Source organism: Blautia sp. TM10-2 (genome assembly GCF_003480845.1).
In the GTDB taxonomy this organism is placed as follows: Bacteria; Bacillota; Clostridia; order Lachnospirales; family Lachnospiraceae; genus Fusicatenibacter; species Fusicatenibacter saccharivorans.
The window spans coordinates 33,287-57,835 of record NZ_QUJZ01000014.1 but is presented as its reverse complement, the minus strand read 5'-3'; the positions used below and the strand labels follow the sequence as shown (position 1 = coordinate 57,835).

Annotated in this window: 18 protein-coding genes; 8 read left to right on the top strand and 10 right to left on the bottom strand. The window is 47.6% G+C overall.

Annotated elements, in window-relative coordinates; genetic code table 11:
• Positions 1-109 precede the first annotated feature (109 nt).
• Positions 110-1,306, top strand: coding sequence for a cation:proton antiporter (locus DXD92_RS14480; protein ID WP_117510723.1), 1,197 nt, complete (start codon positions 110-112; stop codon positions 1,304-1,306).
• A gap of 86 nt (positions 1,307-1,392) precedes the next feature.
• Here the strand turns inward: DXD92_RS14480 and DXD92_RS14475 are convergent, their stop codons facing one another.
• Both DXD92_RS14475 and DXD92_RS14470 read right to left on the bottom strand, forming a co-directional pair.
• Positions 1,393-3,381 carry a right-handed parallel beta-helix repeat-containing protein gene (locus tag DXD92_RS14475; RefSeq protein WP_118640839.1) on the bottom strand — a complete coding sequence of 663 codons (1,989 nt, stop codon included), beginning with the start codon at positions 3,379-3,381 and terminating at the stop codon, positions 1,393-1,395.
• A gap of 125 nt (positions 3,382-3,506) precedes the next feature.
• On the bottom strand, positions 3,507-5,531 hold the full coding sequence (locus DXD92_RS14470; RefSeq protein WP_118640837.1) for a right-handed parallel beta-helix repeat-containing protein: 2,025 nt from the start codon (positions 5,529-5,531) through the stop codon (positions 3,507-3,509).
• Between the two features lie 245 nt (positions 5,532-5,776).
• Here DXD92_RS14470 and DXD92_RS14465 point away from each other — a divergent pair, with 245 nt between their 5' ends.
• Positions 5,777-6,649 (top strand): AraC family transcriptional regulator, encoded by an 873-nt coding sequence (locus DXD92_RS14465; RefSeq protein ID WP_055220360.1) that lies wholly within the window; start codon positions 5,777-5,779, stop codon positions 6,647-6,649.
• A 1-nt stretch (position 6,650) separates the two neighbouring features.
• On the opposite strand, the gene DXD92_RS14460 is transcribed toward DXD92_RS14465, so the two are convergent.
• The 4 genes from DXD92_RS14460 to DXD92_RS14445 all read right to left on the bottom strand — a co-directional run bounded on the left by DXD92_RS14460 (position 6,651) and on the right by DXD92_RS14445 (position 13,666).
• Positions 6,651-7,763, bottom strand: a complete 1,113-nt coding sequence (locus DXD92_RS14460; protein ID WP_118640835.1) for a Gfo/Idh/MocA family protein — start codon at positions 7,761-7,763, stop codon at positions 6,651-6,653.
• A gap of 183 nt (positions 7,764-7,946) precedes the next feature.
• The gene (locus tag DXD92_RS14455; protein ID WP_118640833.1) at positions 7,947-12,212 is read right to left on the bottom strand and encodes an ABC transporter permease; all 4,266 of its coding nucleotides are present in this window, start codon (positions 12,210-12,212) and stop codon (positions 7,947-7,949) included.
• Between the two features lie 7 nt (positions 12,213-12,219).
• On the bottom strand, positions 12,220-12,924 hold the full coding sequence (locus DXD92_RS14450; protein ID WP_055220354.1) for an ABC transporter ATP-binding protein: 705 nt from the start codon (positions 12,922-12,924) through the stop codon (positions 12,220-12,222).
• Positions 12,925-13,057: 133 nt separating this feature from the next.
• Entirely contained in the window at positions 13,058-13,666 is a 609-nt protein-coding gene (locus DXD92_RS14445; RefSeq protein WP_118640893.1) for a nucleoside recognition domain-containing protein, read from the bottom strand.
• A 459-nt stretch (positions 13,667-14,125) separates the two neighbouring features.
• Here DXD92_RS14445 and DXD92_RS14440 point away from each other — a divergent pair, with 459 nt between their 5' ends.
• Both DXD92_RS14440 and DXD92_RS14435 read left to right on the top strand, forming a co-directional pair.
• On the top strand, positions 14,126-14,596 hold the full coding sequence (locus DXD92_RS14440) for a hypothetical protein (protein ID WP_055220350.1): 471 nt from the start codon (positions 14,126-14,128) through the stop codon (positions 14,594-14,596).
• Between the two features lie 104 nt (positions 14,597-14,700).
• Entirely contained in the window at positions 14,701-16,527 is a 1,827-nt protein-coding gene (locus DXD92_RS14435) for a hypothetical protein (RefSeq protein ID WP_118640831.1), read from the top strand.
• Positions 16,528-16,577: 50 nt separating this feature from the next.
• On the opposite strand, the gene DXD92_RS14430 is transcribed toward DXD92_RS14435, so the two are convergent.
• On the bottom strand, positions 16,578-17,921 hold the full coding sequence (locus DXD92_RS14430) for a hypothetical protein (RefSeq protein ID WP_147399307.1): 1,344 nt from the start codon (positions 17,919-17,921) through the stop codon (positions 16,578-16,580).
• A gap of 271 nt (positions 17,922-18,192) precedes the next feature.
• On the opposite strand from DXD92_RS14430, the gene DXD92_RS14425 reads away from it, so the two are divergent.
• The 4 genes from DXD92_RS14425 (at position 18,193) to DXD92_RS14415 (ending at position 21,327) form a co-directional block, all read left to right on the top strand.
• Complete coding sequence (locus tag DXD92_RS14425; RefSeq protein ID WP_147399306.1) at positions 18,193-18,645, top strand: hypothetical protein; 453 nt, start codon at positions 18,193-18,195, stop codon at positions 18,643-18,645.
• Positions 18,646-18,992: 347 nt separating this feature from the next.
• Complete coding sequence (locus tag DXD92_RS18375) at positions 18,993-19,187, top strand: hypothetical protein (protein ID WP_055220341.1); 195 nt, start codon at positions 18,993-18,995, stop codon at positions 19,185-19,187.
• Between the two features lie 153 nt (positions 19,188-19,340).
• Complete coding sequence (locus tag DXD92_RS14420; RefSeq protein WP_055220339.1) at positions 19,341-20,057, top strand: histidine phosphatase family protein; 717 nt, start codon at positions 19,341-19,343, stop codon at positions 20,055-20,057.
• 25 nt (positions 20,058-20,082) lie between these two features.
• On the top strand, positions 20,083-21,327 hold the full coding sequence (locus DXD92_RS14415) for an aminopeptidase (RefSeq protein WP_117801896.1): 1,245 nt from the start codon (positions 20,083-20,085) through the stop codon (positions 21,325-21,327).
• Between the two features lie 114 nt (positions 21,328-21,441).
• Here DXD92_RS14415 and DXD92_RS14410 read toward each other — a convergent pair whose 3' ends face one another.
• The 3 genes from DXD92_RS14410 to DXD92_RS14400 form a co-directional block, all read right to left on the bottom strand.
• Positions 21,442-22,809: an MATE family efflux transporter gene (locus tag DXD92_RS14410; protein ID WP_055220337.1), complete on the bottom strand. Its 1,368-nt coding sequence runs from the start codon at positions 22,807-22,809 to the stop codon at positions 21,442-21,444.
• 162 nt (positions 22,810-22,971) lie between these two features.
• Positions 22,972-23,817, bottom strand: a complete 846-nt coding sequence (rsmI, locus tag DXD92_RS14405) for a 16S rRNA (cytidine(1402)-2'-O)-methyltransferase (RefSeq protein ID WP_118595208.1) — start codon at positions 23,815-23,817, stop codon at positions 22,972-22,974.
• A 4-nt stretch (positions 23,818-23,821) separates the two neighbouring features.
• Positions 23,822-24,505: a tRNA1(Val) (adenine(37)-N6)-methyltransferase gene (locus DXD92_RS14400; protein WP_055226320.1), complete on the bottom strand. Its 684-nt coding sequence runs from the start codon at positions 24,503-24,505 to the stop codon at positions 23,822-23,824.
• Between the last annotated feature and the right edge of the window lie 44 nt (positions 24,506-24,549).

Below are 24,549 nucleotides of genomic sequence, written 5' to 3'. Positions count from 1 at the left end.
TTTTTTCTCAATTTTTGCTATACTGAAAATGTATGCGTATCAAACTCCGGCATTGCTCTTTCAAGCTGCCGACACATACATAAACTTCATAAAAGGGGGTATCTTTTTCATGGATACGTATGTCATTTTAAAAGACCTGGCAATCATTATCGTATTCGCAAAATTGTTTGGTATTCTTGCCAGAAAATGCAAGGCTCCGCAGGTTGTGGGCGAACTGATTGCCGGTATTGTCCTTGGACCCAGTGTGCTGGGACTCGTTCAGCAATCTGACTTTCTCGCACAAATGGCGGAGATCGGTGTCATTTTGCTGATGTTCTCCGCAGGTCTTGGCACCAGCCTGAAGGATCTGCTCCGCACCGGAGTGAAATCCCTGCTGATCGCCTGTGCCGGTGTTTTTGTTCCTCTGGTTCTTGGAGCCGTCTTATACATGAGCTTTTATGGCTTCTCTGCTGTCGGAACGGAAGAATTTTACCACGCTGTTTTTATCGGTGTTATTCTGACTGCAACATCGGTCAGCATCACCGTACAGGCCTTAAAAGAACTCGGCAAACTGAAAACAGAGGTTGGAACAACCGTCTTAAACGCAGCTATCATTGATGATGTCATTGGTATCATTGTGCTGACTGTTGTCATCGGTTTTAAAGATCCGACATCCAATCCGCTGAAAGTAGCAGCCTCCACCATTCTGTTTTTTGCCCTTGCGATTGTGCTCGGTTTTCTCTGCTTTAAGCTGTTCAACCGCATGAACTCCGTATTTCCGCACACCCGCCGTCTCCCGATTCTGGGTCTTGCACTCTGCTTCGGACTGTCCTACATTTCCGAAAAATACTTCGGCATCGCCGATATTACTGGTGCATACGTTGCGGGCGTTATCCTGTGTTCCCTCGATTCTTCCGATTACATCGAAGAAAAAATGGATATCAGCTCCTATATGATTTTCGGACCGATTTTCTTTGCAAGTATCGGTCTTAAAACAACGCTCAGCGGCATGAACGAGAAATTCGTACTCTTTGCCATCTGTTTCGTCATCGTCGGCCTTGTCGCAAAAATCATCGGCTGTGGCCTGATGTCAAAGGGATGCGGCTTTACCTGGGGCGACAGCCTGAAAATCGGTGTCGGTATGATGACCCGCGGTGAAGTCTGTCTGATCGTCGCGCAAAAGGGTCTGAATGCAGGCTTTTTATCCGGCGATTTCTTCAGTGCCGTGATTCTGCTGATTCTCTTCTCGAGTATTGCAACACCGATTATGCTGAAAATCTTATACGAGAAAATGCCGACGGCAAAAGATTCTGCAAAGGCATCCTGACTTTCCTTTTACCAAAACAGGGCGCTGTGCCATTTCCTGCACAGCGCCCTGTTTTTTTCATATCAACCGGTAAGTTCTGATTTTTTCTACCACAGAATCTTCTCTGCCTCAGCTCCATCCGCAAACGGTCCCGGCATTGCTGCCACGCCGCGGTGCTCGCCAAGATAGTCCTGATCGAAGATAATCGTGCTTCCGTCCGGATCTTCGAATCTCTGCTCCGGCTCGAAGGCGTATCCTAAAATATCACTGTTGATAATTCCCGTCCGGAAATCCTTCAGGAACTCATACACGTTCGTCTTGATGGAATAGTGGCCGTCTTTTTCCACAAGTTCCACCTTAACCTGGTTCTCGTTATCCATAAGATTCTCTTTTTCATTCACACACGCCTTTGCTCCGTTAAAGTAAGCGTTTCCGTTTACCCAAACCGGCAGATGGCACTTGTTGTGATACGGCTCCAGCTTGCTCATGTCGGCCGGTTTATCCAGCTCAAAGTGGCTGATCCACTCGTCATAGGTCGGATACTCGTCGAACACATGCGTTCCGACCTCCTGGTTATCCTCCATCTTGAAGCCCATGTCCTCAACCGTTTCTGTTTCCTCAACCGGGTAATTCTGGATAAAGATGTTGTTGTAGAACCGGTCATCGCCATGCAGGAATGTCATGAATCCGGCAACCTCGGTACGGTGACGGATGTGATACGGCGTGTAACGGTCTCCTGTTCCGCCGCCAACTGCAGTTAATGAGCCAAGCATCAGATTGTGTACGCAGGCAATACCATCGGTCGCCATACGAACGCTGACCGGTGAGAGCATAATATTGTTATCGATCAGGGTCGGACCATGGCCAACCTCGATGAAAATATCCTGACTCATCATGGCGCCCTCTGCCTTTGGTGTTCCCTCCGGCGGGCAGTTGTCGTGCAGCAGGTTCTGGGTCAGGCGTGTTCCCTGTGCCTCCCAGTCGCACCAGATGCCCATCGTACAATGATGAATATGATTTCTTCTCATCACAACATCGATCGCTGCATGCATCTTGATACCGGAAATCTCGGCTCCGCCAAGCTGCTGCATATTGTTGATGTTGTGAATGTGGTTGTCCTCAATGATACTGAACACACCGCCCATCCGTCCGACAATACCGGTCTGCTCACAGTGATGGATGTGGCAGCGGCGGATGATATGGCTTCCGATGTTCTCCTTCGTCCAGCCGTGATACTGGCCGCGGCACACAGCATCACGCTCCATCTGGGTCGGGCTTTTTACGTGTTTTCTGGTAAAGTAATGGTCGTTCTCCGGATCGTAATATTTTCCGAGCGAAATACCGCAGCACTTGCTGTTGCTGACCTCACAGTCCTCAATAATCCATCCCTTCGACCAGTGCGGACCGATCATACCATCCTGATAAGCAGCCGGCGGCGCCCATGTCGTTGCCGCCTTGCTGACATCAAATCCACTGAACGTAATGTAATTTACGCCTGTTTTCGACGGCATAAAGCAGTTCCGGCGCACGTTGATTTCTACTTTTTCCTCCGTCGGGTTTTTACCCTGGAAGTTTGCGTAGATGACCGTCTGATTTTTCTCTTTGTCCTGCTCGGTATACCATTTGTAAACCGACCACTCCGGCTCCCAGGACGGCGCATAAACCTCGCCCTTGATACACTCCTCGAGCGTCTCTGTCTCGTATAACTGGCGGTCATTCAGATAAACCGCGCCGGTATGGCGTACCACCGGTGCAAAATACCAGTCACCGCCGACCATTGTCGTGTATGGGTTATAATTGCCAAAAACTCCGTTGTCTACACGGCATACCCACACATTATCTTTGTAATGCTCCCAGTCATTCATCGTTTCCGCACCGGTGATCTTTGCGCCGAGCGGCTTCTCACTCTTATAGACGATTCTCGCATCCTCGGTTCCGCCGTTGACCGGATCAACATATTCATGGTAAATACCAGGTGCAACCAGAACTTCATCTCCTGCCTTTGCAATTTTTGCCGCATCGTTGATGAACTTGAACGGCATCTCTTTTGTTCCGTTTCCATTCTTCGGAGCGGAATTATTGACATAGTAAATCATTTCTCTATACTCCTTTTTGTTATAGTAAAACCCGAAAACACTGCAAAAAAGGCTGTGACGCAATCATTCACTCTCTGCGGCGCTGAATTTTTTACGCTATTTTTTTGCGGGTCTATAGAATTTCTTTACGATAATGCTTCTTCCGCAGCCTCTTTTGATGCAAACGGGCCCGGCAGCGGATGAATGCCCTGACGGTTTCCGAAGTAGTCATATCGGAACACGATCGGCGTTCCATCCGGATTCTCATATTTCTGTTCCGGCTCAAATGCCATGCCAAGCGTCTCCGTTGAGATCACTGCACAGGCATTCTGCGGCAGATAATCGTAAACATTGGTCTCCAGTTTCCATTTTCCGTTCTCTTCTTTTACACCGATGGTGATTTCATGCTCGGTATCCACTACAGCGTCCTGTTCCTGCTCTGCCGGCTTCGCCCCATTGAAGTAAACGTTGCCGCCAAGCCATACCGGCAGCTTCTCGTAATACAGATCCGGTGACTTTCCGGAGCCCATTCCGCAATAGCCCTCAAATCTTGCCACGTACTCCTCCAATGTCGGATATCCGCTGTACGGTGCGGTTCCTGCTGTCAGATTTCCGTCATCCCACTCATTATCTCCGGTCAGTTTACGGATTTCTTCCATTCCCGCACGAACCGGCTTCTGGATGAAGATATTATTGTAGAACCGGCAGTCACCGTGAAGAACCGTCATAAATCCGTTGATCTCCGTGCGATGCGGCACATGGTACGGTGTGTAGCGTGGCGATGGCAGCTTTTCGGAGCCATTGTTGACACCTCGGCCGACAGCAGTAAACGATCCCGCGATCAGGTTATGTACTACCGCAACACCCTGCGTTGCCAGCTTCATCGCGCGGTCCGAAAGCAGTACGTTATTGTCCACCAGCGTCGGTCCGTGGGAAATTTCAATAAAGATATCCTCGCCGATACCGTCCATACCTTCTGGATTTGCATTTTCCTCGTTCGGCAGCGTATTGTCATGGAACAGGTTCTGCGTAACACGTGTGCCCTGTGCCTGCCAGTCGAGCCAGAGGCCTCTCGTACAGTGATGGAAATGGTTTCTTCGAATGATCACATCGATTGCTGCATGCATCTTGATGCCGCCGATCTCCGCACCCGCAAGGTTCTGTTTATTATTGATATGGTGAATGTGGTTATCCTCAATGATCGAGAACACACCACCTAAGTGGCCTACAATACCCGTCTGTCCACAGTCATGGATGTTGCACCGGCGGATGATGTGGCTTCCGATGTTTTCCTTTGTCCATCCCTCCCGCTGCGCCTGGCAGATACAGTCACGCTCCGTCTGTGTGCCATCTTTGAATTTCCATTTGAGCCATTTATTGTCATTGTTCGGCTGTCTGTATTTTCCAAGTGAAATGCCCGAGCACTTCGAATCTGAAATCTCACAATCCTCGATGATCCATCCCTTTGACCAGTGCGGGCCGACCATTCCTTCCTGATATGCCGTCGGCGGAGCCCACTGGGTTGCCGCCTGTTTTACAACAAAGCCGGACAGCGTGATATAACCGATGCCCTCCTTCGATGGATAAAAGCAATTCTCGCGCACATTAATTTCCACCGTTTCCTCATTCGGGTTTTTCCCCTGGAAATTCACATAGAAAACGGTCTCATTCTTCTCTTCATCCTGCTCCACATACCAGGTGTAAACCGTAAATGCCTGATCCCAGGATTTTTTATAGATCTCCGGCTTTTTCACCTGATCCAGACTTGTCACCTCATACATGGATTTTCCATTCAGATACACTTCTCCGGTGTGCGCCGTGTAGGATGCGATAAACCAGTCGCCGCTGACCAGTGTCGTATATGGATTGTAATCCCCAAACAATCCGTTCGAAACGCGCGCTGTCCACACATCACCTTCCAAATGCTCCCAGTTATCCACAATTTCCGCACCGGTAATCACAGCTTTTCCCGGTTCCACAGAACGGTACACAATTCTTGCATCCTCACATCCCGCATTCGCCGGATCTACATATTCCCGGTATACGCCAGGCGCTACAAGCACCTCGTCGCCGGGCCTTGCAATTTTTGCCGCCTCGGAAATCGTCTGAAATGGATATTCCTTCTGCCCATTTCCGCTTCGCACAGCATTTCCATCTACATAAATCTGCATTTTTCGCTTACCTCCCACTTCTTCACTTTTCATAAACTTTTATTGTGAATTTTCGCCAAAATCACATCACTCTTTTTCCGATTTCTGCCGTTCTTCACAATTTTCATATCTTAACCATAATACAGATCCTCGTAAAACACTACTTATATATTGCCGATCATTGCCCAGATGTTTCGATTTTTTCTATATTTTTTCTCTCTTCTGTTGTATAATACCGTTTATCAGATACGGAGGATTCTTTTGCCATGAAAAACGATTCGACTTCTTTTTTCGAAAACAATCATTTTGCTAACAGCTATGTTTACGATATCTCTATTTCGCATGTCCCCGCCTATTTCGGTCTGCACTGGCATCACTATATCGAAATTGTGCTTGCACAGGATGACGGCATTATCTATGAAGTAAATGGAGAAACCTTTCCGCTGAAGCCCGGTGATCTTCTTTTTATCTGGCCCGGCGAGCTGCACGCTGTTTCCACAACCAACAGAGAACATCGCCTGATCATGCTTCAGCTCGATGCAGATTTTCTGGAAAAACGCGTGGATTTCCAGTCTGTTGCTTATCTTTTTTATCAGATCCGTCTTCTGAATCAGAACAACTTCCCGGAAATCGAAAAACTCCGCGGATTTCTGACAGAGCTGCGCAGGCTATCCCTCTCCGGTATCAGTTTTTCCGAGCTGCGCGGATGCGTTCTGCTGTATCAGTTTTTTATTCTGCTCGGCGAAAATCTCTCCGTGCCGACCGAAACTGCCGCACCGCAAAAAACAGGCCATTCCGCACAGGTACACCGCCAGATGATTGCTGCATGTACCTGGATCTCGAGTCACTGCACCGAACCGGTTTCTCTGGAAGAAGCATCAAAGGTCGCCGGATTCTCCCGCTGCCATTTTTCCAAGCTGTTCCGCGCATACACCGGCCTCTCCTTCACGGATTTCGTCACCAGGGAACGGCTCCATATCGCCGAAAACCTGTTAAAAAAACCGGATCTCACGATCACCGAAGTGTCGCTCGAATCCGGTTTTAACAGTATTTCTACGTTTAACAGAGTCTTTTTGAAATCAAAAAATGTAAGCCCTACCGACTTCCGTCAGATGTACCTGCAATCCTATCAGAAATAGACTATGAATTCGGCATGACCTCCGGTCTTTCGCAGGTGGATGGAACCTTCTCAAATGCACCCGTTTCCGCACTCTTCATAATCTGATCGATCGTGTCGAGCACGTGATATGCCATTTTTGTGTTCGCACGGTTCGGTCTGCCCTCGGCAATTGCTTCTGCCATCTCAGACGGACCAAGACCACGGCTGTTTTCGCTGTAATCAAAACCATAATGTAAAACTTCCGGAACAGCCTGCTGTGTCCAGTCTTTTACACCCGGAATATAGACAACATCGCCGCCGAAATTGTTCGGATCAACAAGCTTTAAGATACCTTTTTTACCGTAAATGGTGAATACCGCCTGATCATTGATGACGCTGTCACCATTGACGCAGAATGTACCGGTCACACCGTTTTTCATTTCCAGAATGGTAAAGACCTGACTTTCGTTTGTATAGTCAAATTCCTGTCCGTATTCCGGGCTGCCCGGAATGATGTTCACACGCTTCGCCGCAAGGTTTCGCACGGACGATACAACGCGATCCACCGGACCAAAAAGACTCACAATTGCCGTCAGATAATAAACACCGAAATCATAGCAGATTCCGCCGCCCGGCATCCGCAGAAAACGGAAGATGCTCGCCAGCAAATCAAGATCGCGGTTTGCGCATGCTTCGAAAGATGTCACCTCGCCGATCAGCCCGTCGTCGATCGCTTTTCTTGCGGTCTGCAGTGCCGATCCAAGGAAGGTGTCCGGTGCGGAACCGAGATAGAGATGTTTCTCCTCTGCCAGCTCGATCAGTTTCGCTGCCGTTTCCGGTGCGAGGGTCATTGTTTTTTCAGTGTAAACGTGTTTTCCGGCTTCCAGTGCCTGACGGATCAGCCCCTCGTGGGTCGGTGCCGGTGTCAGAATGACTACCATTTCAATCGACGGATCTGCCAGAATTTCCTCGTAGGTACAGCCCTTGATGCCATACTGCTCTGCTTTCTTTTTCGCATGTTCAAGATGGCCTGCGCAGCATGCTGCTACCTCAAGATTCTCAAAGTTATGAATCATGTTCGTCAGATAAATATCACTGATCGCTCCGCAGCCGACAACGCCGACTCTCATTTTTTTCGTTTCTGTTGTTCCCATTTGTAAAAATCCCCTTTACTCTTTGTTTTTTGATTCTGTTCTGATAAAAACCCTTATTTTTTTTATACAACGAAATGTCTGAAAAAACAAGCATTCCGGCTCATATTTCACTTTCAAAATGAAAAAACCGCCCACGGTTTCTGCAGATTCTCTGCATCACCGCGGACGGCCTTTTTCTGTTGTTTACTCCACGCTTTTCAGCGATTCAATCATATCAATTTTTCTTAACCGGTAGAACATCATAAAATTGACGAACAGAGCAAACGCCAGGGTAATCAGGGCGCTCCAGCCGTAGCTCCGCGGGAACACGTTTCGTCCGAACATCATCATATCGACCTCGACGGTCTGAATTACGCAATGATGTAAAAACGTTCCAATTCCCATGCCCGCGATAACGCCGAACAGTGTCAGCACCATGTTTTCCCGGTACACGTACGATGCCACCTCGCCGTCGAAGAAGCCGAGCACTTTCAGCGTTGCCAGCTCTCTCTGTCGTTCGGTGATGTTGATGTTGTTCAGGTTGTACAGCACCACAAACGCCAACAGGCCCGCCGATACGATCAGCACCACGATGACGATGTCGAGGGAACGAAGCATGTTGTCAATCTGATCAATCAGGTCGGATGTGAACGAGATTGCCGCTACACCGTCGTACGTCATGATTTTTTCTCCGAGTGCTGTCTCATAATTGCCCGACATGTCCTGATATTTCATCAGAAGCTGGTTGTAGTCCGGCGCTCCGCCGAACAGCTCCTCGTAGAGATCCGGGGCCAGATACAGGTAATGGCGCACGTAGTTTTCGACGATGATCGAAATCTTTACGTCCACAATATCATCGCCTTTTTTCAGCTGAACCGTGTCGCCTGCTTTTACGCCGAGCATCGTTGCTGTCTTTTCGCTGATGGCTGCGCCGCCGTCGGTCGGGAATTCGTAAACTTCTCCGCTTTTCCGGTCTCGGAAGGCATAGAAGTCATTGAAATTCGTCAGTTCTTTCGGCACTTCAAGCACTGCATCCACGGTCTTTTTGTCGGTCTGCAGTTCGATGTTCTGGCAGTACATTTCCAGCAGCTCATCGATGCCGCTGTAGTTTTCCAGATCGGTCTGCAATGCTTCTTTTTCGGATTCATCCACATCTGAATTCAGCACAGCATTCGCCTGATAGGTGAAGAGGCTGACGAACTGGTTTTTCGCAATCGCGGTGATGGAATCCTGAAGGCCGAAACCGACGAGGATCAGACCCATGCATCCGCCGATTCCGATAACGGTCATGAAGAATCGTTTTTTATACCGCACCAGATTCCGCACGGTTGATTTCTGCGTAAAGTTCAGATGTTTCCAGAGTACGCCGATGCGTTCCAGGAAAATCCGTTTGCCGTTTTTCGGTGCTTCCGGCCGCATCAGCTCTGCCGGACCTGCGGCGAGTTCTTTGTAGCATGCCGCGATCGTCGCCACGCCGGTGCAGGCTGCACTCGCCAGAATCGCAAGGCCTCCCTGCTCCCAGTTCAGCGGGGTCATGTAATACGGGAGTCCGGTATACAGCATGCCGTAGGCATTCATAATAACCCAGGGCAGGATTTTTTCTCCAACCACCACGCCCGCGAGAGCGCCGGATACGGTGGAGAGCATCGCGTATGCGAAATATTTAAAGGCGATCACGCCGTCGGAATAGCCGAGGGCTTTTAACGTTCCGATCTGCTGACGCTGTTCCTCGATCATTCGTGTCATCGTCGTCAGGCTGACGAGAGCAGCCACGAGGAAGAAGATAACCGGGAAGAATTTTCCGATATTCGAGATACGGCCGGCATCCTGACCGAAGCTCTCAGTTGACGTTACCTTATTCCGTCCCCAGACGTACCACGTTGGTTTTTTCAGGTCTGCGAGTGTTTTCTCACCGTCCGCAATTTCCTGCTTCGCATCCGCGATTTCTGGTTCGGCGTCGGCTTTTGCTTTTTCGTATTCGGCTTTGCCGTCCTCAAGTTCCTTTTCTTTATCGGCAATTTCCTGTTTCGCATCCGCAAGGGAGATTTTTCCGTCGGCGATTTCCTGTTTCGCGTCGGCAAGCTGGGTTTCTCCGTCGGCAATCGTCTGCTTGGCTTCGGCGAGCTGAGTTTCTCCATCGGCGATCGTCTGCTTGGCTTCGGCTAACTGGGTTTCGCCGTCGGCGATCGTCTGTTTCGCTTCGGCGAGCTGACTTTCTCCACTGGAAATTGTCTGCTTTGCAGCGGCAAGCTGGGCCTCACCCGACTGAATCGTCTGTCGGTACGATGCAATCTGCTGTTCCCCATCAGCAAGCTGGGCTCTGGCAGCCGCAAGCTGAGTTTCTCCGTCTTTTAATTTACTGCGGTTCGTCTCAATCTGAGCTTCTCCGTCGGCAATCGCTGCTTTGGCGGATGCAAGCTGGGCTTCGCCATTCTCAATCTGTTTCTGATAAGCTTCTGCCTGTGCTTCTCCATCCTGAAGCTGGGCAAGAGCCTCTGTAATCTGAGCTTCGCCGCTTTCCAGTTCTTCTTTTGCAGAAGCAATCTGTGCCTCGCCTGCGGCGCATTCCTGCTCTTTTTCTGTTAATTGTGCATCTGCAGCGGCAAGCTGACTTTCTGCGTCGGTAATCTGAGCTTCTGCAGCCGCAAGCCGGGCTTCCGCATCAGCGCTTGCTGCTTCAAACGCTGCGATGTTTTGTTCCAGAAATGTTTTCTGCTCCTGCATCGTGAAAAGCTGCTGTGCTAACTCTGTCTGCTTTGCTTCCAGCGCAGTTTTCTGTTCCAACAGGGATACATATGCTTCATCTTCCTCTGTCAGTCCGTCAAGCTGAGCCTCAATCACCTCGATCTGACCAGTCACTTCTGTCTGCGCAGCCTCCACCATCGGAAGCTGCCTGGAAATCTGGGCTAACTGATCCTTGGCTGTCTCATACTGACTCTTCTGTTCTTCATACGCTGCCTTCTGCGCTTCATACTGTGTGCGTCCTGCAGCGGTTTCTGCTTTCTTGTTGTCCAGTTCCTCGCGTGCAGCGGAAAGCTGCTCCTTTGCAATATTCAATTCCGTTTCTTTTTCGGAAAGCTGCTCTTTTGCAGTATTCAGCTCCGTCTGCTTCCGAGTCAGTTCGGTTTTTGCCGCCGAAAGCTGCGTCATTTTTTCCTCTAACTCTTTTTTGCCGGATGCCAGTTCTGTTTCTTTCTCTGCAATCTGTGCTTTTCCGTCGGAAAGTTCTTTCGCTTTTGCCTCAAGTGTGGTTTTTCCACTTGCAAGTTCATCGGCTTTCTGATTCAGCTCCGCTTTTCCGCTTTCCAGCTCTGCCGCCTTTGCTTCCAGCGTCGCTTTTCCGCTCGCAAGTTCCGCCTCTTTATCTTTCAGCGTTGCCTTGCCGGATGCCAGCTCCTGCTCTTTATCGGCGATGGTTGCTTTCGCACTGAGAAGTTCCTGCTCTTTGTCTGCAATGGTCTGTTTTCCGTCAAGGAGTTCCTGTTCTTTCTCAGCAATCGTCTGCTTTCCGTCAAGAAGCTCCTGTTCTTTGTCCTTTAACGTCTGTTCGCCGTCGAGAAGTTCCTGCTCTTTGTCCGCAATCGTCACTTTCGCGTCGGCAAGCTGCTGTGCACCGTCATCCAGCTCTGTTTTTGCGTCCGCTAATTTCTGCTCTGCATCAGCGACCTGCTGTTTTGCATCATCAATCTTTTCCTGTCCTTCGGTTTTGACTGCCGTATACCGCCGGTCGCACGCCGCATCCTCGAGCGCTTCAATCTTCGTCTGTACAGCCTTCACCGTCTCATCATACGCATCGCTGTAGCTCGCCTCTTCCTGTGCGCCATCCGCCTGGACGTAAATCTCTGTATAGAGATCCGAGGTAAATGTCTCCGGAAGCAGCAGTGCAAAACTGTTGATGCTTCCGTTTCCAATCGAGCCCGTTCCCCGGTTCAGATCCATATAATAAGGGAGTGTCGCCGAACCAACAATCGTAAACGTGTCCCCGGTCAGCGAATCTGAGAGCGGATCCTCCGTTCCGGAAGTGAACGTTACCTGATCTCCGATCTCACAGCCGGAACTTTTTAGAAACTGCGTATCAACAAGAATTTCATCCTCTTTCTCCGGCATCCGTCCCTCGACCACGCGCGGCTCATTCACACCGTCCGTCAGCGCAATCAGCTTCACAACCTGCTCGCTCTCGCCGATGTCATGCAGCACTTCCACCGTTTTTCCGCCGTAGACCGCTTTCACGCCATCCGTCTTCGCGATATCCGCCAGATCATCGTCCGTCAGCCCCAGCGTTCCAAGAACTTTCAAATCCATATAATTTACTTCATCATAATACCGGTCCGCCGAAACCTTCATATCTCCTTCCGCCGACCGGATGCCCGAGAAAAACGCCGCGCCAAGAAGCACGATGAAAAAGACTGACAGAAACCGCCCCTTGTTCTTTGTGATTTCCCGGATAAAGTCTTTTCGAAATGCTCTCATCGTCCACCTACCATTCTATCTCTTCCACCGGCGTCGGGTTCTCATTTGTTTTCATTCCCGCCACTTTTCCGTTTCGGATTTTAATCACGCGGTCCGCCATCGGTGTCAGCGCCGAGTTGTGAGTGATGACAATGACCGTCATCCCCTTCTCCCGGCAGGTATCCTGCAGCAGCTTTAAGATCGCTTTTCCCGTCACATAATCGAGCGCGCCGGTCGGCTCATCGCAGAGCAGCAGTTTCGGATTCTTTGCCAGCGCACGCGCAATCGCCACACGCTGCTGCTCTCCGCCCGAAAGCTGCGCCGGGAAGTTATTCATTCTCTCTTCCAGCCCAACCTCCGCAAGCACCTCCGACGCATCCAGCGGATGCTTACAAATCTGCATCGCCAGCTCCACATTCTCGAGCGCCGTCAGGTTCTGCATCAGATTATAAAACTGAAAAACAAATCCAATATCCTCCCGCCGGTACTGGATCAGCTTCTTGCCGCGGTACTTGCTGATTTCCGCGCCGTCCACCAGCACCTTTCCGGAAGTCGCCGTGTCCATGCCTCCTAAGATATTCAGAACGGTCGTCTTTCCCGCGCCGCTCGGGCCGACAACGATCACAAACTCACCTTTTTCCACATCAAAACTGATTCCATCCGCGGCCTTGATGGTGACTTCACCCATTTTGTATGTCTTGGTTACATCCTGAAGACTCACATATCCTGCCATGCTCTTGTGTTCCTCCTATGTAAAATTCAATATCCCTCATTTCTTTTATTGTACCAAGCCGTTGCCGCGGCGGCTAGTCCTAAGAAGGCGAATTTACTGTTTTTTTATAAATATTCCTGGGCAGACCGCATTCTCAGCTTTTGCATTTTTCCATACATTTGCAGAATAAAACAGCCGCTACCGTGCTTGCTGCCGTCGCTGCCAGTGCCGGTCCGACAATGGCCGTTGGATGCACGCTGCCATACTGGCTGCGGTATGCAATCACGTTGACCGGTATCAGCTGCAGGGAAGAAATATTTAAAATCAGAAAGGTGCACATTTCCCGGTTTGCAGTTCCTTTCGGAACAGCAGCCGGGTTTTTGTTTTTCCGCCGTTCCTCTTCCAGCTCTTCGAACTGCTCCATGGCAAGGAGTCCCGGCGGCGTTGCCGCTGCGCCAAGGCCGAACACATTACAGATCATATTTGTGGCGGCTGACTGGATCGCCGGGTGATCCGATGGTACCTTTGGAAACAAAAAGCGCATGACCGGTCCCATCTTTTTTACCAGGCTGTCGATCATTCCCGCTTTCCTTGCAATCTCCATCAGCCCGCTCCAAAGGCCCGTCACACCCAGAAGAGAAATTGCCAGCACAACTGCCTCTTTTGAAGCGCACAGCGCACCGTCTGTCACCTCCGGCAGTTTTCCGCAAAAAGCACCGTAGGCAATGCCAAGAAGAAGCATACCGCTCCAGAGTCTGTTCATGGATTCACCTGCGTTCATCCGTTATCTTTATACGATATGCTTCTTTTCTGTTTTTCATGATATTTTGTTTCAACCCACAGATAAGACGCCGTTGTCACGCCCGCCAGCTTTGTGAACAGCTTTGCCACCGCGGTATCTGTTTTCTGTCATTTCTTTCTTTTGTTCTGTCGTTCACAGCCTCCTGCGCTTCTCTCCATTCCAAAATAAGTTTTGTTTTCCCATAAAATCAATTTTCTTTTAAAAAAATCGGATCATAGGAATCATTAAAAGTTTAATTTATGTTTTCATCTGATTTTTTGTCTAATTTTTATGCCTATTTCATATAGTTTTTCAAATAATAGTATAATAAACACAAATTTTAGCCGGAATCGGATCATTCTATTCCATACCAAAACAACAATCCGATGCCCAAAATACAAAAGCGCATCACTTGAAACGCTTGACTTCAGGAGGGAAAATATGAGTGCAAAATTAGTATTAACAGTAAAAGATTCCAATCAAATGGCAAAAGGTCTTTCCATGAGCATCATGGACAAAATGTTTCATCCACTCAAGTACAATAAAATGATGAATTCCAAAGCAAAAATAGGCATCTTTATTGATGACGAAAAAGAAGGAACTTTATATGAGGCATCTAAGACTCCATATGAAATCAGCTTAACTCCTGGCGTTCATCGTATTTCTATGATAGATCCGGCAAAAGACAGCAAAAAAGGGAATGTCAATCTGATGGGGTCCATCATTGGATTTTCTGCAGGCAGCGGCCTCGCAGAACAAATATCCATCGGCGAAATAGGAAAATTCTTAGCCGGTGCCATGTTTAAAACGGGTGATGGTTACCTGGATCTGGATTTAAAAGACGGAGATATCTTAAAAGTTCAGTGTCAGGCCGGAATTGGCGGAAAAGTATCTATCAAAGTATTAAAATAAGAATTGCCAAAGCATATCATGCAAAGCAATCGGATGACAAGGGAGGCAAAATATTTTTTGCCTCCAACATCATTTTATCAGCAGACACCTGGAGGAAATAAAATATGGACTTTCCTGTTTCGATTCCATGGGAAACTCTTGATCCCGAAATATTACAAAAAGCGATAAATTCAGGTAGTAATTACAGAACCTATTGTGATGAAAAATCATGGGATATTTCTTTTGAAATAGAATTTCTGGAAAAAGAAGAAATCATCTTTCTTCTCCTGGTTGAGCACGGACGCCGCAAAGTCGGAGCTTCTGTGCAAAAGACAAATGAACAAACGGAAATTTCCAAATATACAAAAGAAGAACAGGCAAAAATGGTAAATGCTTTTAATCAAAAACTTGATACTTACGAATCGTGGAACTCTCTGTTTGTCGGACCAACGACAAGTATGTTTGGAAATCATGTGTATGAATCCTATATGGACTATATGTATTCCTGGGATCACTTGGACGACAGAATTTTTCTGTCCAATTATTATGAACGTCAATTATATTCTGTGCAATCCGATACCCATGTTACAGTAAAAAGCAATCAGGAAGGATATGATTCTATCTATGAGCTGGCGCAGGCAAAGGTAACAGACCATACCTTAGAAGGTATCTGCTGGAATTTTTTCCCGAAGCTCCTGTTTTCCAAGGGAGATCTCGCGGGTGCGCCGTACCATGATGTCTATCATCGTCTGGAAATTCTGACAGACACAGAATATCTGCTTGTTCCGGCGCTGCTTTCACTCAAAGAAAAATATGAAATTACAGCAGTCGCCGGAAATTTGGATTGCCCGCAGATGCATTCTCATGCAATGACACTGAAAGCAGCAGTACAACAAGCTATTTTTAAAAATATCTTTGGAAATCTCTTTCCGGAAAATGGATTTTTGCTACAGAAAGCCCCAAAGAAAATGCTGCTTTCTGCTCAAAAACAGGCAGAGGAATTTTCTGTTGCGTCTATGAATGCCCGAAAATATCCCGAGCTCCTGATGCAGGCAGCTGCAAAAGAAAATTTTCATTGTACAGCCTTTCAGATTCTGCAATTTTCCAACAATCCATATCTGTCGGCCTTTGATAAAACAGATCTTTTCAGAAGATGCATGGCCATCAGTAATCAATCAGAAGAACCGGGAATCTGGAAAGAAACCTATCAGAATCTGCTCCGGGTAATGATCTGCAAAATAACTTTGGAGGAATCTCAGTTCAGCGATCCGGAGAGCATCAAAGAATTACAGGATTTTACAGAACACCAGCAAGAAAAGCTGGAACAGGAAATGCAGTTAAAAATCCCAAAAGAAAAAACTGCTGAAATTTTATTGATGAATGAACTGAAATGTATGCTGGCATGCATTTCCGTCGTAACAGCAGAAAAAATACAGGGACACAAATGCACCGAATTGGCCGAGAAGAGCTGGCGTCTGGCAGAAAGTATCGAATATATATGGAATGCAGAAATTCTAAATCCACAAATCAGAGAAACTGTGTCCAAAGCATTCATCCGCATTTGTATCGGATGTGGATCTATGTATCTTCAGAATGTACAGGAAGAACATATAAATCCCGAGCAGATCCAGGAAGCAGCGGAAGAAATCTCATTACTTCTGTATCATTACAGCGATCTTTTGCTTCCGGAAGAAATGCCGGTCTATCAAATCCCTATCTATCAAACGCTCCAAATTGCAAATATGAGACTGGAGCGAAAGGAAAATGCATTGTACTATGCCCAAAAAGGAGTTGTATTGTGTGATCTGTTTTCTGCTGGTCAGAATGCGCAATTAAATGGTCTCATTCAGGATTCAAAAAACATGTTTCAGCAATATATCAATCAAAATGTACCTGCTGCATCCCGCCCGGCAAAAAAGAAGGGGCTTTTCTCCCGGCTCTTCCAGAGATAGCAGGAGAAAAGCTGTCCCGAAAGAATCCTTTATTTTCCTGGAAGCGCGGTTTATAAGGTGCCTCCATATTCCACAATCATGTTTCGAATAATATCCAGCGTCTCCTCCTGTGACCATGCCATGTTTCCATTCTCCAGAAACTGGCAAAATTCATATAGTTTTTGTGAGAAGCCGGATTCTTTTAAAATGTAATATTGCAATCCATGACTTGTATTGTTCCAAAATGCAATTCCATTATGAACATTAGAGCTACATACAATGGAGATATGTTTCGGCAGCTGGACGAAATTTTCTTTTACACAAATGCAGGAATGAGGTGTGTGCAGCATATATTGATAATAACTTTTCAACAGCCACAGGCGCATCGCAGGATCAAGAGGCTTATAAAGCATATCCGGATAGCCTGCAATGCGTCCCTGCTCCATTAATTGTCGTAAGCCAGATATGCAGAAAATATGTACCATACTTTCCGTTTCCATGTGCCGGATCCGCTGAAAGAGAGAAGATAAGAGCTGTTCTTTTTCCACTCCATCCAGGATGATCTGCTGTTTCAGTACATTTAACGGAATCAGATGCAGAAGACATGGTGAATATTCAATATAATAGTTATGCGTTACATAACCTTCATTCATCATAACATTGACATCTTTTACATAAGCATTTAAATCAGAGCAAAACAACATTTCCTTTGCTATTTTTCTTTCCTGAATAAAGGAATTCTTCAGTAATTGTATTTGTTGCGCATCTCTGAGAATAATTCCTTTCGCCGTATGAAAATTGATTCCAATTGCAATATGGTCTGTGATCAGCCAGTTGGGAAGTAAGCCTGCTTTTTTCGCCTCGGACTCAGCAGAAGAAACGTAATAATAAAATGGTTTGTAGTTTTCATAGTTCATTGCCGGTTTCAGACTGCATATTTTCCGAAGGTTATCCAGTGTATTTTCCGTTGTCTGATTCTGCAGCAAAGGAAAAAGATGCTCTAATCTGCGATAGGGCACTTCATGAATAATCTGAACAAGATATCGTAAATGTTCCAGTGAAATTTTCGGAGTACATAAGCAAATCGTGGAATCGGAAGCATTTATCATTGCTTTTCGAATACACGCATAAATTGCAAAGATATTGTCCAGCGTCATATCCGTATCCGGAATTCCTGAAACACTTGGAGAAACAGAGACTTGAGGAAATTCAACCACATCCTGCTGGATAATACGGATCAGTTCTTCCATACATTGCCACTGGCTCTTTCCCATTTTTTCCTGGCGATAAAGGAACAGGAGATCTGCTCTTGTATTTCCGGTGCATTCCATCGCATCAAGAAGACAGGTCAGGCGCTCTTCTTCTTTTGGAATACGTTTTCCTTTACTCATTTTAGAAATGTAATCCAGCTGCATACCACTGGCCTCAGACAGATAATATAAAGTTTTTCCTGTATTTTTTATTTCCTTTTCAAGCCTTTGTGAAAAATCGCTCATGTAGTATCAAAGTTCCTTTCCGGACAACAGCAAATATCCGATGGCTTGGGCAGAATGCTGTTTTCCTGTCGACATTGATCTAAGTATACAGGAAAAAGCCAAAATATGCAAAATTTTTCACACAAATTCATCTGCTTTTTCTGCAAAAAAGCTTTATATCATTTATAACATTACGAAGGAGAAAACTAATATGCTTTTCATCGCTATCCTAATCTTAATCTTTTTGATGTATCGATTTTTTACCTTTCGTGCCGAAATGGTTTTTACCATGTCCTTAATTGCCCCGATCATGATCGTAATCGGCGCCTGCTATTTACCTGGAAAATATCATGAAGCCGGAATTTTTCTTCTGGTTATCGGTGCATTTATGCTGGCCGTTGTTCTGCTTATCTGCCGCCTCACTGCACGGGGTGTTGAAAAAGGACTGCGGCTGGAGTATTACAAAAACCTGATTATTTATGGCGCCCTCAAATTTTTACAGAACCTTTCTAAAGCAACGATTGTTTTTAGCTTTCTGGCCGCTTCACTAGGTGCCTTCTCTATGGACTACAAAGAAAGACTGGATACCAAAGGAAGAAAAATTTATGTAAATGATAACCTGCGTGACCCGGAAGGCAACCAGTATGAAGAAGTAGAAAAGTAAAAAAAGCAGGCACGAATCACCTTTTTCGGGAATCGTGCCTGTTTTTTTTACGTATGCATCAATTTCAAAAATTCATTCTCCGGCATTTCAACACCAAGTAGTGTCTTCATCATCTGAAGAAATACATCATCGGTTTCTTTTTGAGCGTTCAGACAGACCATGATGACCGACAGTTTATCATCCTCTTTCCTCTTGCTGCATTACTTTTTGTTTCCCCTTACGCTGTTTTTACTATAGCATATTTTTCTCCTGTTTGCACCTACCTACAGGACTGCTACTAGCTACTCTCTCAAGATGCAGCGTATCAAAAAGGGAGCTTCCGCTTCACGAATTTTTATTCGTTAAAAGTGTATCATTGTGAAACGCTCGTTGCGTCCGCCAGAGGAAGCCTGTGGATCTGCCCGGAAGAAGTCTCCTGTGACTATTTTGACTGGTGCGAGGGAAAACTTTCCGCGATCAACCAATACCATGGCGAATACATGGCGCAGTACAACTGGGCTGAGTTTACCAACGGGGAGCTGAACTGGGGGAGAGGCCGATAAGAAATTCACACAAATCTGACTATTTATGATATACTGAATGAAATGCTCTTAGTTCTGAATTCTTTTATGCTCCGGCACAGATCTTTCGGGACGAAATTTTACTTTTCTATGTCGAAATCCACCATTTTTTCGACATACGAAGAAAGGAACGTTATGAAAATTATTTTTATCCGCCACGGCGAACCAAATTATGAAATTGATTCTCTGACCGAAAAAGGCTGGCGCGAGGCCGAGCTGCTTTCGAAACGCACAGCAAAATGGAATGTCACCGATTTTTACTGTTCTCCGCTTGGCCGTGCGAAAGATACGGCTTCTTTTACACTGAAAAATGCAGGCCGCGAAGCCGAAATTCTTCCATGGCTGCGGGAATTTGATGCACCTGTCATTGACCCGGAAACGGGAAAACGCCGGATTCCATGGGATTTTCTGCCGGATGTGCTCGATGCAAACCGGGATCTCTATGACCAGGATCTCTGGACGAAAAATCCGATTATGCAGACCGGAAACATGGACGAGAATTACCATTTTGTGACCGACGGACTCGATGCACTGCTTGCGCGCTACGGCTATGTACGCGACGGTTACCGCTATCACGCTTCGGATGAAACAAACCGCGAAGCCGTCATCGTCTGCTTCTGCCATCTCGGCGTCACCTGTGTGGCACTGTCGCATCTGCTGAATATGACGCCGGTACAGCTCTGGCAGGGCATGTTCCTGGCACCGACTTCCGTCACAATCGTCGGAAGCGAGGAACGCAAGCTGGGCGAAGTATACTTCCGCTGCCAGACCGTCGGCGATGTCCATCATCTGCTTTCCGCGGGCGAACCGGTTTCGTACTATGGAGCCTTTAATGATCCATTTCAGTTTTAAAAATCACAAAAAGGAGTCTTTTATCATGAATGAAGCAAAATTTCAGGCAAAATTAAGAGAATATGCAAAGCTGATCGTAAAAATCGGCGCAAATGTACAGAAAGGACAGCGTGTCCGCCTCCAGGCCGGCGTCGATCAGGTTCTGCTTACCCAGATGGTGACAGAGGAGTGCTATCAGGCGGGCGCAAGCTATGTGGAAGTGATCTGGGAATGCGGTGAGATCAACAAAATGCATTATCAGTATGCCACCGCAGAAACACTTGGCGCGGTTCCGCACTGGGAAGAAGAGCGTTTCAAACAGATGACGGTTGATCTGCCGGTTCGCATTTTCATCGACTCCTCCGATCCGGACGAGCTCGCTGGCATTCCTGCGGACCTGCTCTCCACCGTTCGTCAGATGCGTGGAAAGGTCATTAAAAAATACCGTGACCAACTTGATGGAAAGCATCAGTGGCTGATCGTTGCCGCCGCTTCTCCAAAATGGGCAGAAAAAGTATTCCCGGGCGAGCCGGAGGATATTGCTGTTGAAAAACTGTGGGATGCTATTTTCGACTGTGTTTACTTAAAAGACGGCGAAGATGCAGAAAAGATCTGGCAGGCACACTGCGACCTCATGACCCAGAAAGCCAGCTGGCTAAATGAGCAGGCATTCCACAAGCTGCATTACACCAGCAAAAACGGTACGGATTTCACCGTTGAGCTGATTCCGGGCGCAAAATGGAGCGGTGCCGGTGATATCAACCATACGAACAACACCTTCTATGTTCCAAACATGCCGACCGAAGAAGTCTTCACCAGCCCGATGAGAGGAAAATGTGAAGGCCGTCTCGTTTCCACAAAACCTTTAAGCTGGTCGGGACAGATCATCAACAACTTTACCGTCGATTTCAAGGATGGAAAAGTCGTTGACTGCCACGCAGAGCAGGGCGAAGAGGTTTTGAAAAAAATGTTCGCCATGGACGCCGGTGCTGCAATGCTCGGCGAGGTTGCACTCGTTCCGAAAGAATCTCCGATTAACCAGTCCGGGCTGATGTTCTTTAATACCCTTTTCGATGAAAACGCATGCTGTCACGTTGCAGCTGGCGCCGGTTTCCCTGAGGTGCTCGATGGATTTCTGGAGATGAGCAACGAGGAAATTCTGGAAAAAGGTGTGAATGATTCTCTGATCCACGTTGACTTTATGGTTGGATCGGATGACCTGCACATCGTAGGTATCCGCGAAGATGGAAGCGAAACCGATATTTTTGTAAATGGTACCTGGGCAGAGTAAATCTGCTGTTTTTCGCAATAGAAACAGGGGACTTCCTTTATTTAGTCAAAAAAACAGACCCGGGGCAATCTACCGTTTTTTGTAGACTGCCCCGGGTTCTGTTTTTGAAAAAAATTAGTTTCCAGACTTCCCTTTTCTCATATAAGGATTTCGATACAGCGAAATCACAAGTTCTGCTGCCATGAAGCACCAGATGATCGGTTCGCACCAGATCACGGCACTGTAGTGGTAGCGCGGGATAAACACCATCGCAAAAATAATTTTTCCGAAAAGCTCAATAAAACTCGACAGCAGCGGAAGAATCTTTTCTCCGAGTGCCTGCAGTGCAAGGCGGCTGCAGTTGACGAGGCCGAGCGCAAAGAAGAACGGAATGGCTACACGGAGGTAGCGGGCTCCGTTTCCGAGGACAGTCGGGTCGGACGAGCCGGAGATCAGATGAACCATCGTCGGTGCAAGCGGCGTGACAAGGAGAATCAGGCATGCGGTCACGCTGAAGCAGAAAATATAAGCATAGCGAATGCCTTTCCGTACGCGCTCCCAGTTGTCCGCGCCGCGGTTCTGTGCCACATACGTGTTGACTGCCTGTGCCATCGAGGAAAGCGGCATCATCGAGAAGGAAAACAGCTTTCTCGCAGCCGTGTGTCCCGCAATTGTTTCATAGCCAAGGCTGTTGATGCCCGGCTGCAGGACAATCGAACCGACATAGATAATACTGCTCATAAATCCCATCGAAAATCCCTGTGCCAGAAGCTCCATGTACAGTCCGCGATCCGGTTCAAAATGACGTTTTTCCGGAAGCAGAATTTTTGCTTTGGTAACAATATAAATCAGGCAGAGCACGACGGAAATTCCCTGCGCAATCACGGTTGCAATTGCAGCACCGCGAACACCCATGCCGAAAGAACGGATAAACAGCAAATCCAGTACAATGTTTACCAACGATGAAATAATCAGGAAAACAAGCGGCATAAAGCTGTTTCCGATTGCTCCCAACAGACCGGAGCACAGGTTGTAGGCAAACATGACAAACAGAAAAACGGATAGAATTGAAATGTAGCTGTAGGATTCTTCGAGGATTTCTGCCGGTGTTTTCAGCAGCCGCAACAGCGGATGCATGAAAATCGTTGCAAGAACGGTGACCACCAGTGTAACGGTAATACCAATAACGATACAGGATGCAACGGATTTTTTCATCCGTTCCGTCTCCTGTCTTCCAAAGCATCGCGCCGTGACGATCGCGAGCCCGTTTCCGACGCCGAACGTAAATCCGGTCATCATTTCATAGATCGACGAGCAGGCACCCATAGCTGCAATCGACGAATCGCCGAGTGTATGGCCGACAATCAGTGTGTCCATCGTGTTGTAAATCTGCTGAAATACACGGGATGCCATGATCGGAAGTGCAAAAAGAAGCAGAGATTTCAGAATCGAGCCGTGAAGCAGATCAACCCGGGAACTCCGCTGGGTTTGTGACTGTGACATAAAAAATTTCCTCCCTCAAAAATACTTCATTATTCCTATTATAACAGACGGGAGTAGCTACCGGACAAGGAATATCTCCAAATCTGTAAAACAAATACAATAACACAAAATTTTACAGATTTTCATACTTCTTCCTCTCTTTCCTTCTCTTAGAGCGTGTCGTTATTCTTTTCCCAGTAAATACTGATAAATATCTCTCTTCGTTACGCCACGGTCTTTTGCCACAAGCTTCATCGCCTCTTTCCGCGCAATCCCCTGGTCTTCATACCGTTTCATATGTTCCTCAATCGAAATTTCCTCAAACGCAGCCTTCGCCTCGTCCTCGATTTCTTTCTGGCTTCTGCCCTCGATGACAAGAACGCATTCGCCTTTCGGATCTTCCTGTTCGTAGCGAGTGATGGCATCTTCAAGCGTGGTCTGCCATGCCGTCTCGTGTTTCTTGGTCAGTTCCCGGCAGAGTGTCAGCCGCCGGTTGCCAAGCGTCTCCAGCAGCTCCCGCAGCGTTTTCAGCAGATGATGCGGCGCCTCGTACACGATCATGGTTCGTGTCTCGTTTTTCAGCCGCTCCAGCGCCAGTTTATGTTCTTTTTTATCCGGCGGAAGAAACGCTTCAAACACAAATCTTCTCGTCGAAAGTCCCGACAGCGTCAGTGCCGTTACACACGCACACGCCCCCGGCAGACTCGTCACTTCGATTCCGGCTTCGTATGCCATTTTCACCAGCTCCTCCCCCGGGTCTGAGATTCCCGGTGTTCCGGCATCGGTGATAAGGGCAATGTTCGTTCCCGCCAGCAGCTTCTGCACCAGCTCGCGGCCCTTGTCGTATTTGTTGTATTCATGGTAACTCGTCATCGGCGTATGAATCTCAAAATGGTTCAGCAGCTTAATGCTGTTTCTCGTATCCTCCGCCGCGATCAGATCGACCTCCTGCAGAATGCGGATTGCACGGAAGGTCATGTCCTCCAGATTTCCAATTGGTGTTGCACACAAATATAATTTTCCTGCCATGTTCTTATCTCCCGTCTCCATATAATTCCCGGATGTCCTTTGTATACACGCCCGGCGTCTCATACACAATCAGCGGTTTCTCCACGGTAATTCTCGGATTCCCGCCTTTCATCGCCTCGATCAGCACCATGTTCGGCTCCTTGTCCACAAACGGATAAACGAGCTGCATCCTTTTTGGTTCCAGATGATATTTTTTCAGCGTCGAAAAAATCTCCGCCAGCCGGAACGGCCGGTGCACCAGATAGAACCGTCCTTTCGTCTTTAAAACCGCCGATGCCTCTTTCGCAATATCATCAAACGAGCACAGCACCTCATGCCGCGCAATCGTCTTCGCCTCAAGCGCATTCGTCAGCCCGTGCTGCCCCGTCATGTACGGCGGATTGCACGTTACCACATCAAACACTTCTTTTCCAAACTGCTGCGATGCCGTCTTCACATCTCCCTGGAAAATCTCAACATCATTTTCCAGATGATTGTACCGCACACTCCGCTGTGCCATCTCGGCACTGTACTCCTGAATTTCCAGCCCGGAAAAATGCTCGCCGTTTGTCTTCGCCTTCAGCAGAATCGGCACAATTCCCGATCCCGTGCAGAAATCCATCGCCCGCTCCCCGCGCTTCACCTTCGCGTAGGATGCCAGCAGCACCGCGTCAATGCCATAGCAGAAAAGGGATGGATTCTGTATCATCCAGTAACCGTTCTGCAGATCATCGAGCCGCTCACCCGGCTTCA

Excerpts from the sequence above, each read along its gene's own strand:
- DXD92_RS14450 (WP_055220354.1), bottom strand. The coding sequence starts at position 12,924 with ATGGCAGGATATGTGAGTCTTCAGGATGTAACCAAGACATACAAAATG.
- DXD92_RS14445 (WP_118640893.1), bottom strand. The coding sequence starts at position 13,666 with ATGAACAGACTCTGGAGCGGTATGCTTCTTCTTGGCATTGCCTACGGT.
- DXD92_RS14410 (WP_055220337.1), bottom strand. The coding sequence starts at position 22,809 with ATGTCACAGTCACAAACCCAGCGGAGTTCCCGGGTTGATCTGCTTCAC.
- DXD92_RS14425 (WP_147399306.1), top strand. The coding sequence starts at position 18,193 with ATGCTTTTCATCGCTATCCTAATCTTAATCTTTTTGATGTATCGATTT.
- DXD92_RS14475 (WP_118640839.1), bottom strand. The coding sequence starts at position 3,381 with ATGATTTACTATGTCAATAATTCCGCTCCGAAGAATGGAAACGGAACA.
- DXD92_RS14420 (WP_055220339.1), top strand. The coding sequence starts at position 19,341 with ATGAAAATTATTTTTATCCGCCACGGCGAACCAAATTATGAAATTGAT.
- DXD92_RS14465 (WP_055220360.1), top strand. The coding sequence starts at position 5,777 with ATGAAAAACGATTCGACTTCTTTTTTCGAAAACAATCATTTTGCTAAC.
- DXD92_RS14415 (WP_117801896.1), top strand. The coding sequence starts at position 20,083 with ATGAATGAAGCAAAATTTCAGGCAAAATTAAGAGAATATGCAAAGCTG.
- DXD92_RS14455 (WP_118640833.1), bottom strand. The coding sequence starts at position 12,212 with ATGAGAGCATTTCGAAAAGACTTTATCCGGGAAATCACAAAGAACAAG.
- DXD92_RS14400 (WP_055226320.1), bottom strand. The coding sequence starts at position 24,505 with ATGATACAGAATCCATCCCTTTTCTGCTATGGCATTGACGCGGTGCTG.
- DXD92_RS14470 (WP_118640837.1), bottom strand. The coding sequence starts at position 5,531 with ATGCAGATTTATGTAGATGGAAATGCTGTGCGAAGCGGAAATGGGCAG.
- rsmI (WP_118595208.1), bottom strand. The coding sequence starts at position 23,817 with ATGGCAGGAAAATTATATTTGTGTGCAACACCAATTGGAAATCTGGAG.
- DXD92_RS14480 (WP_117510723.1), top strand. The coding sequence starts at position 110 with ATGGATACGTATGTCATTTTAAAAGACCTGGCAATCATTATCGTATTC.
- DXD92_RS14435 (WP_118640831.1), top strand. The coding sequence starts at position 14,701 with ATGGACTTTCCTGTTTCGATTCCATGGGAAACTCTTGATCCCGAAATA.
- DXD92_RS14430 (WP_147399307.1), bottom strand. The coding sequence starts at position 17,921 with ATGCAGCTGGATTACATTTCTAAAATGAGTAAAGGAAAACGTATTCCA.
- DXD92_RS14460 (WP_118640835.1), bottom strand. The coding sequence starts at position 7,763 with ATGGGAACAACAGAAACGAAAAAAATGAGAGTCGGCGTTGTCGGCTGC.
- DXD92_RS14440 (WP_055220350.1), top strand. The coding sequence starts at position 14,126 with ATGAGTGCAAAATTAGTATTAACAGTAAAAGATTCCAATCAAATGGCA.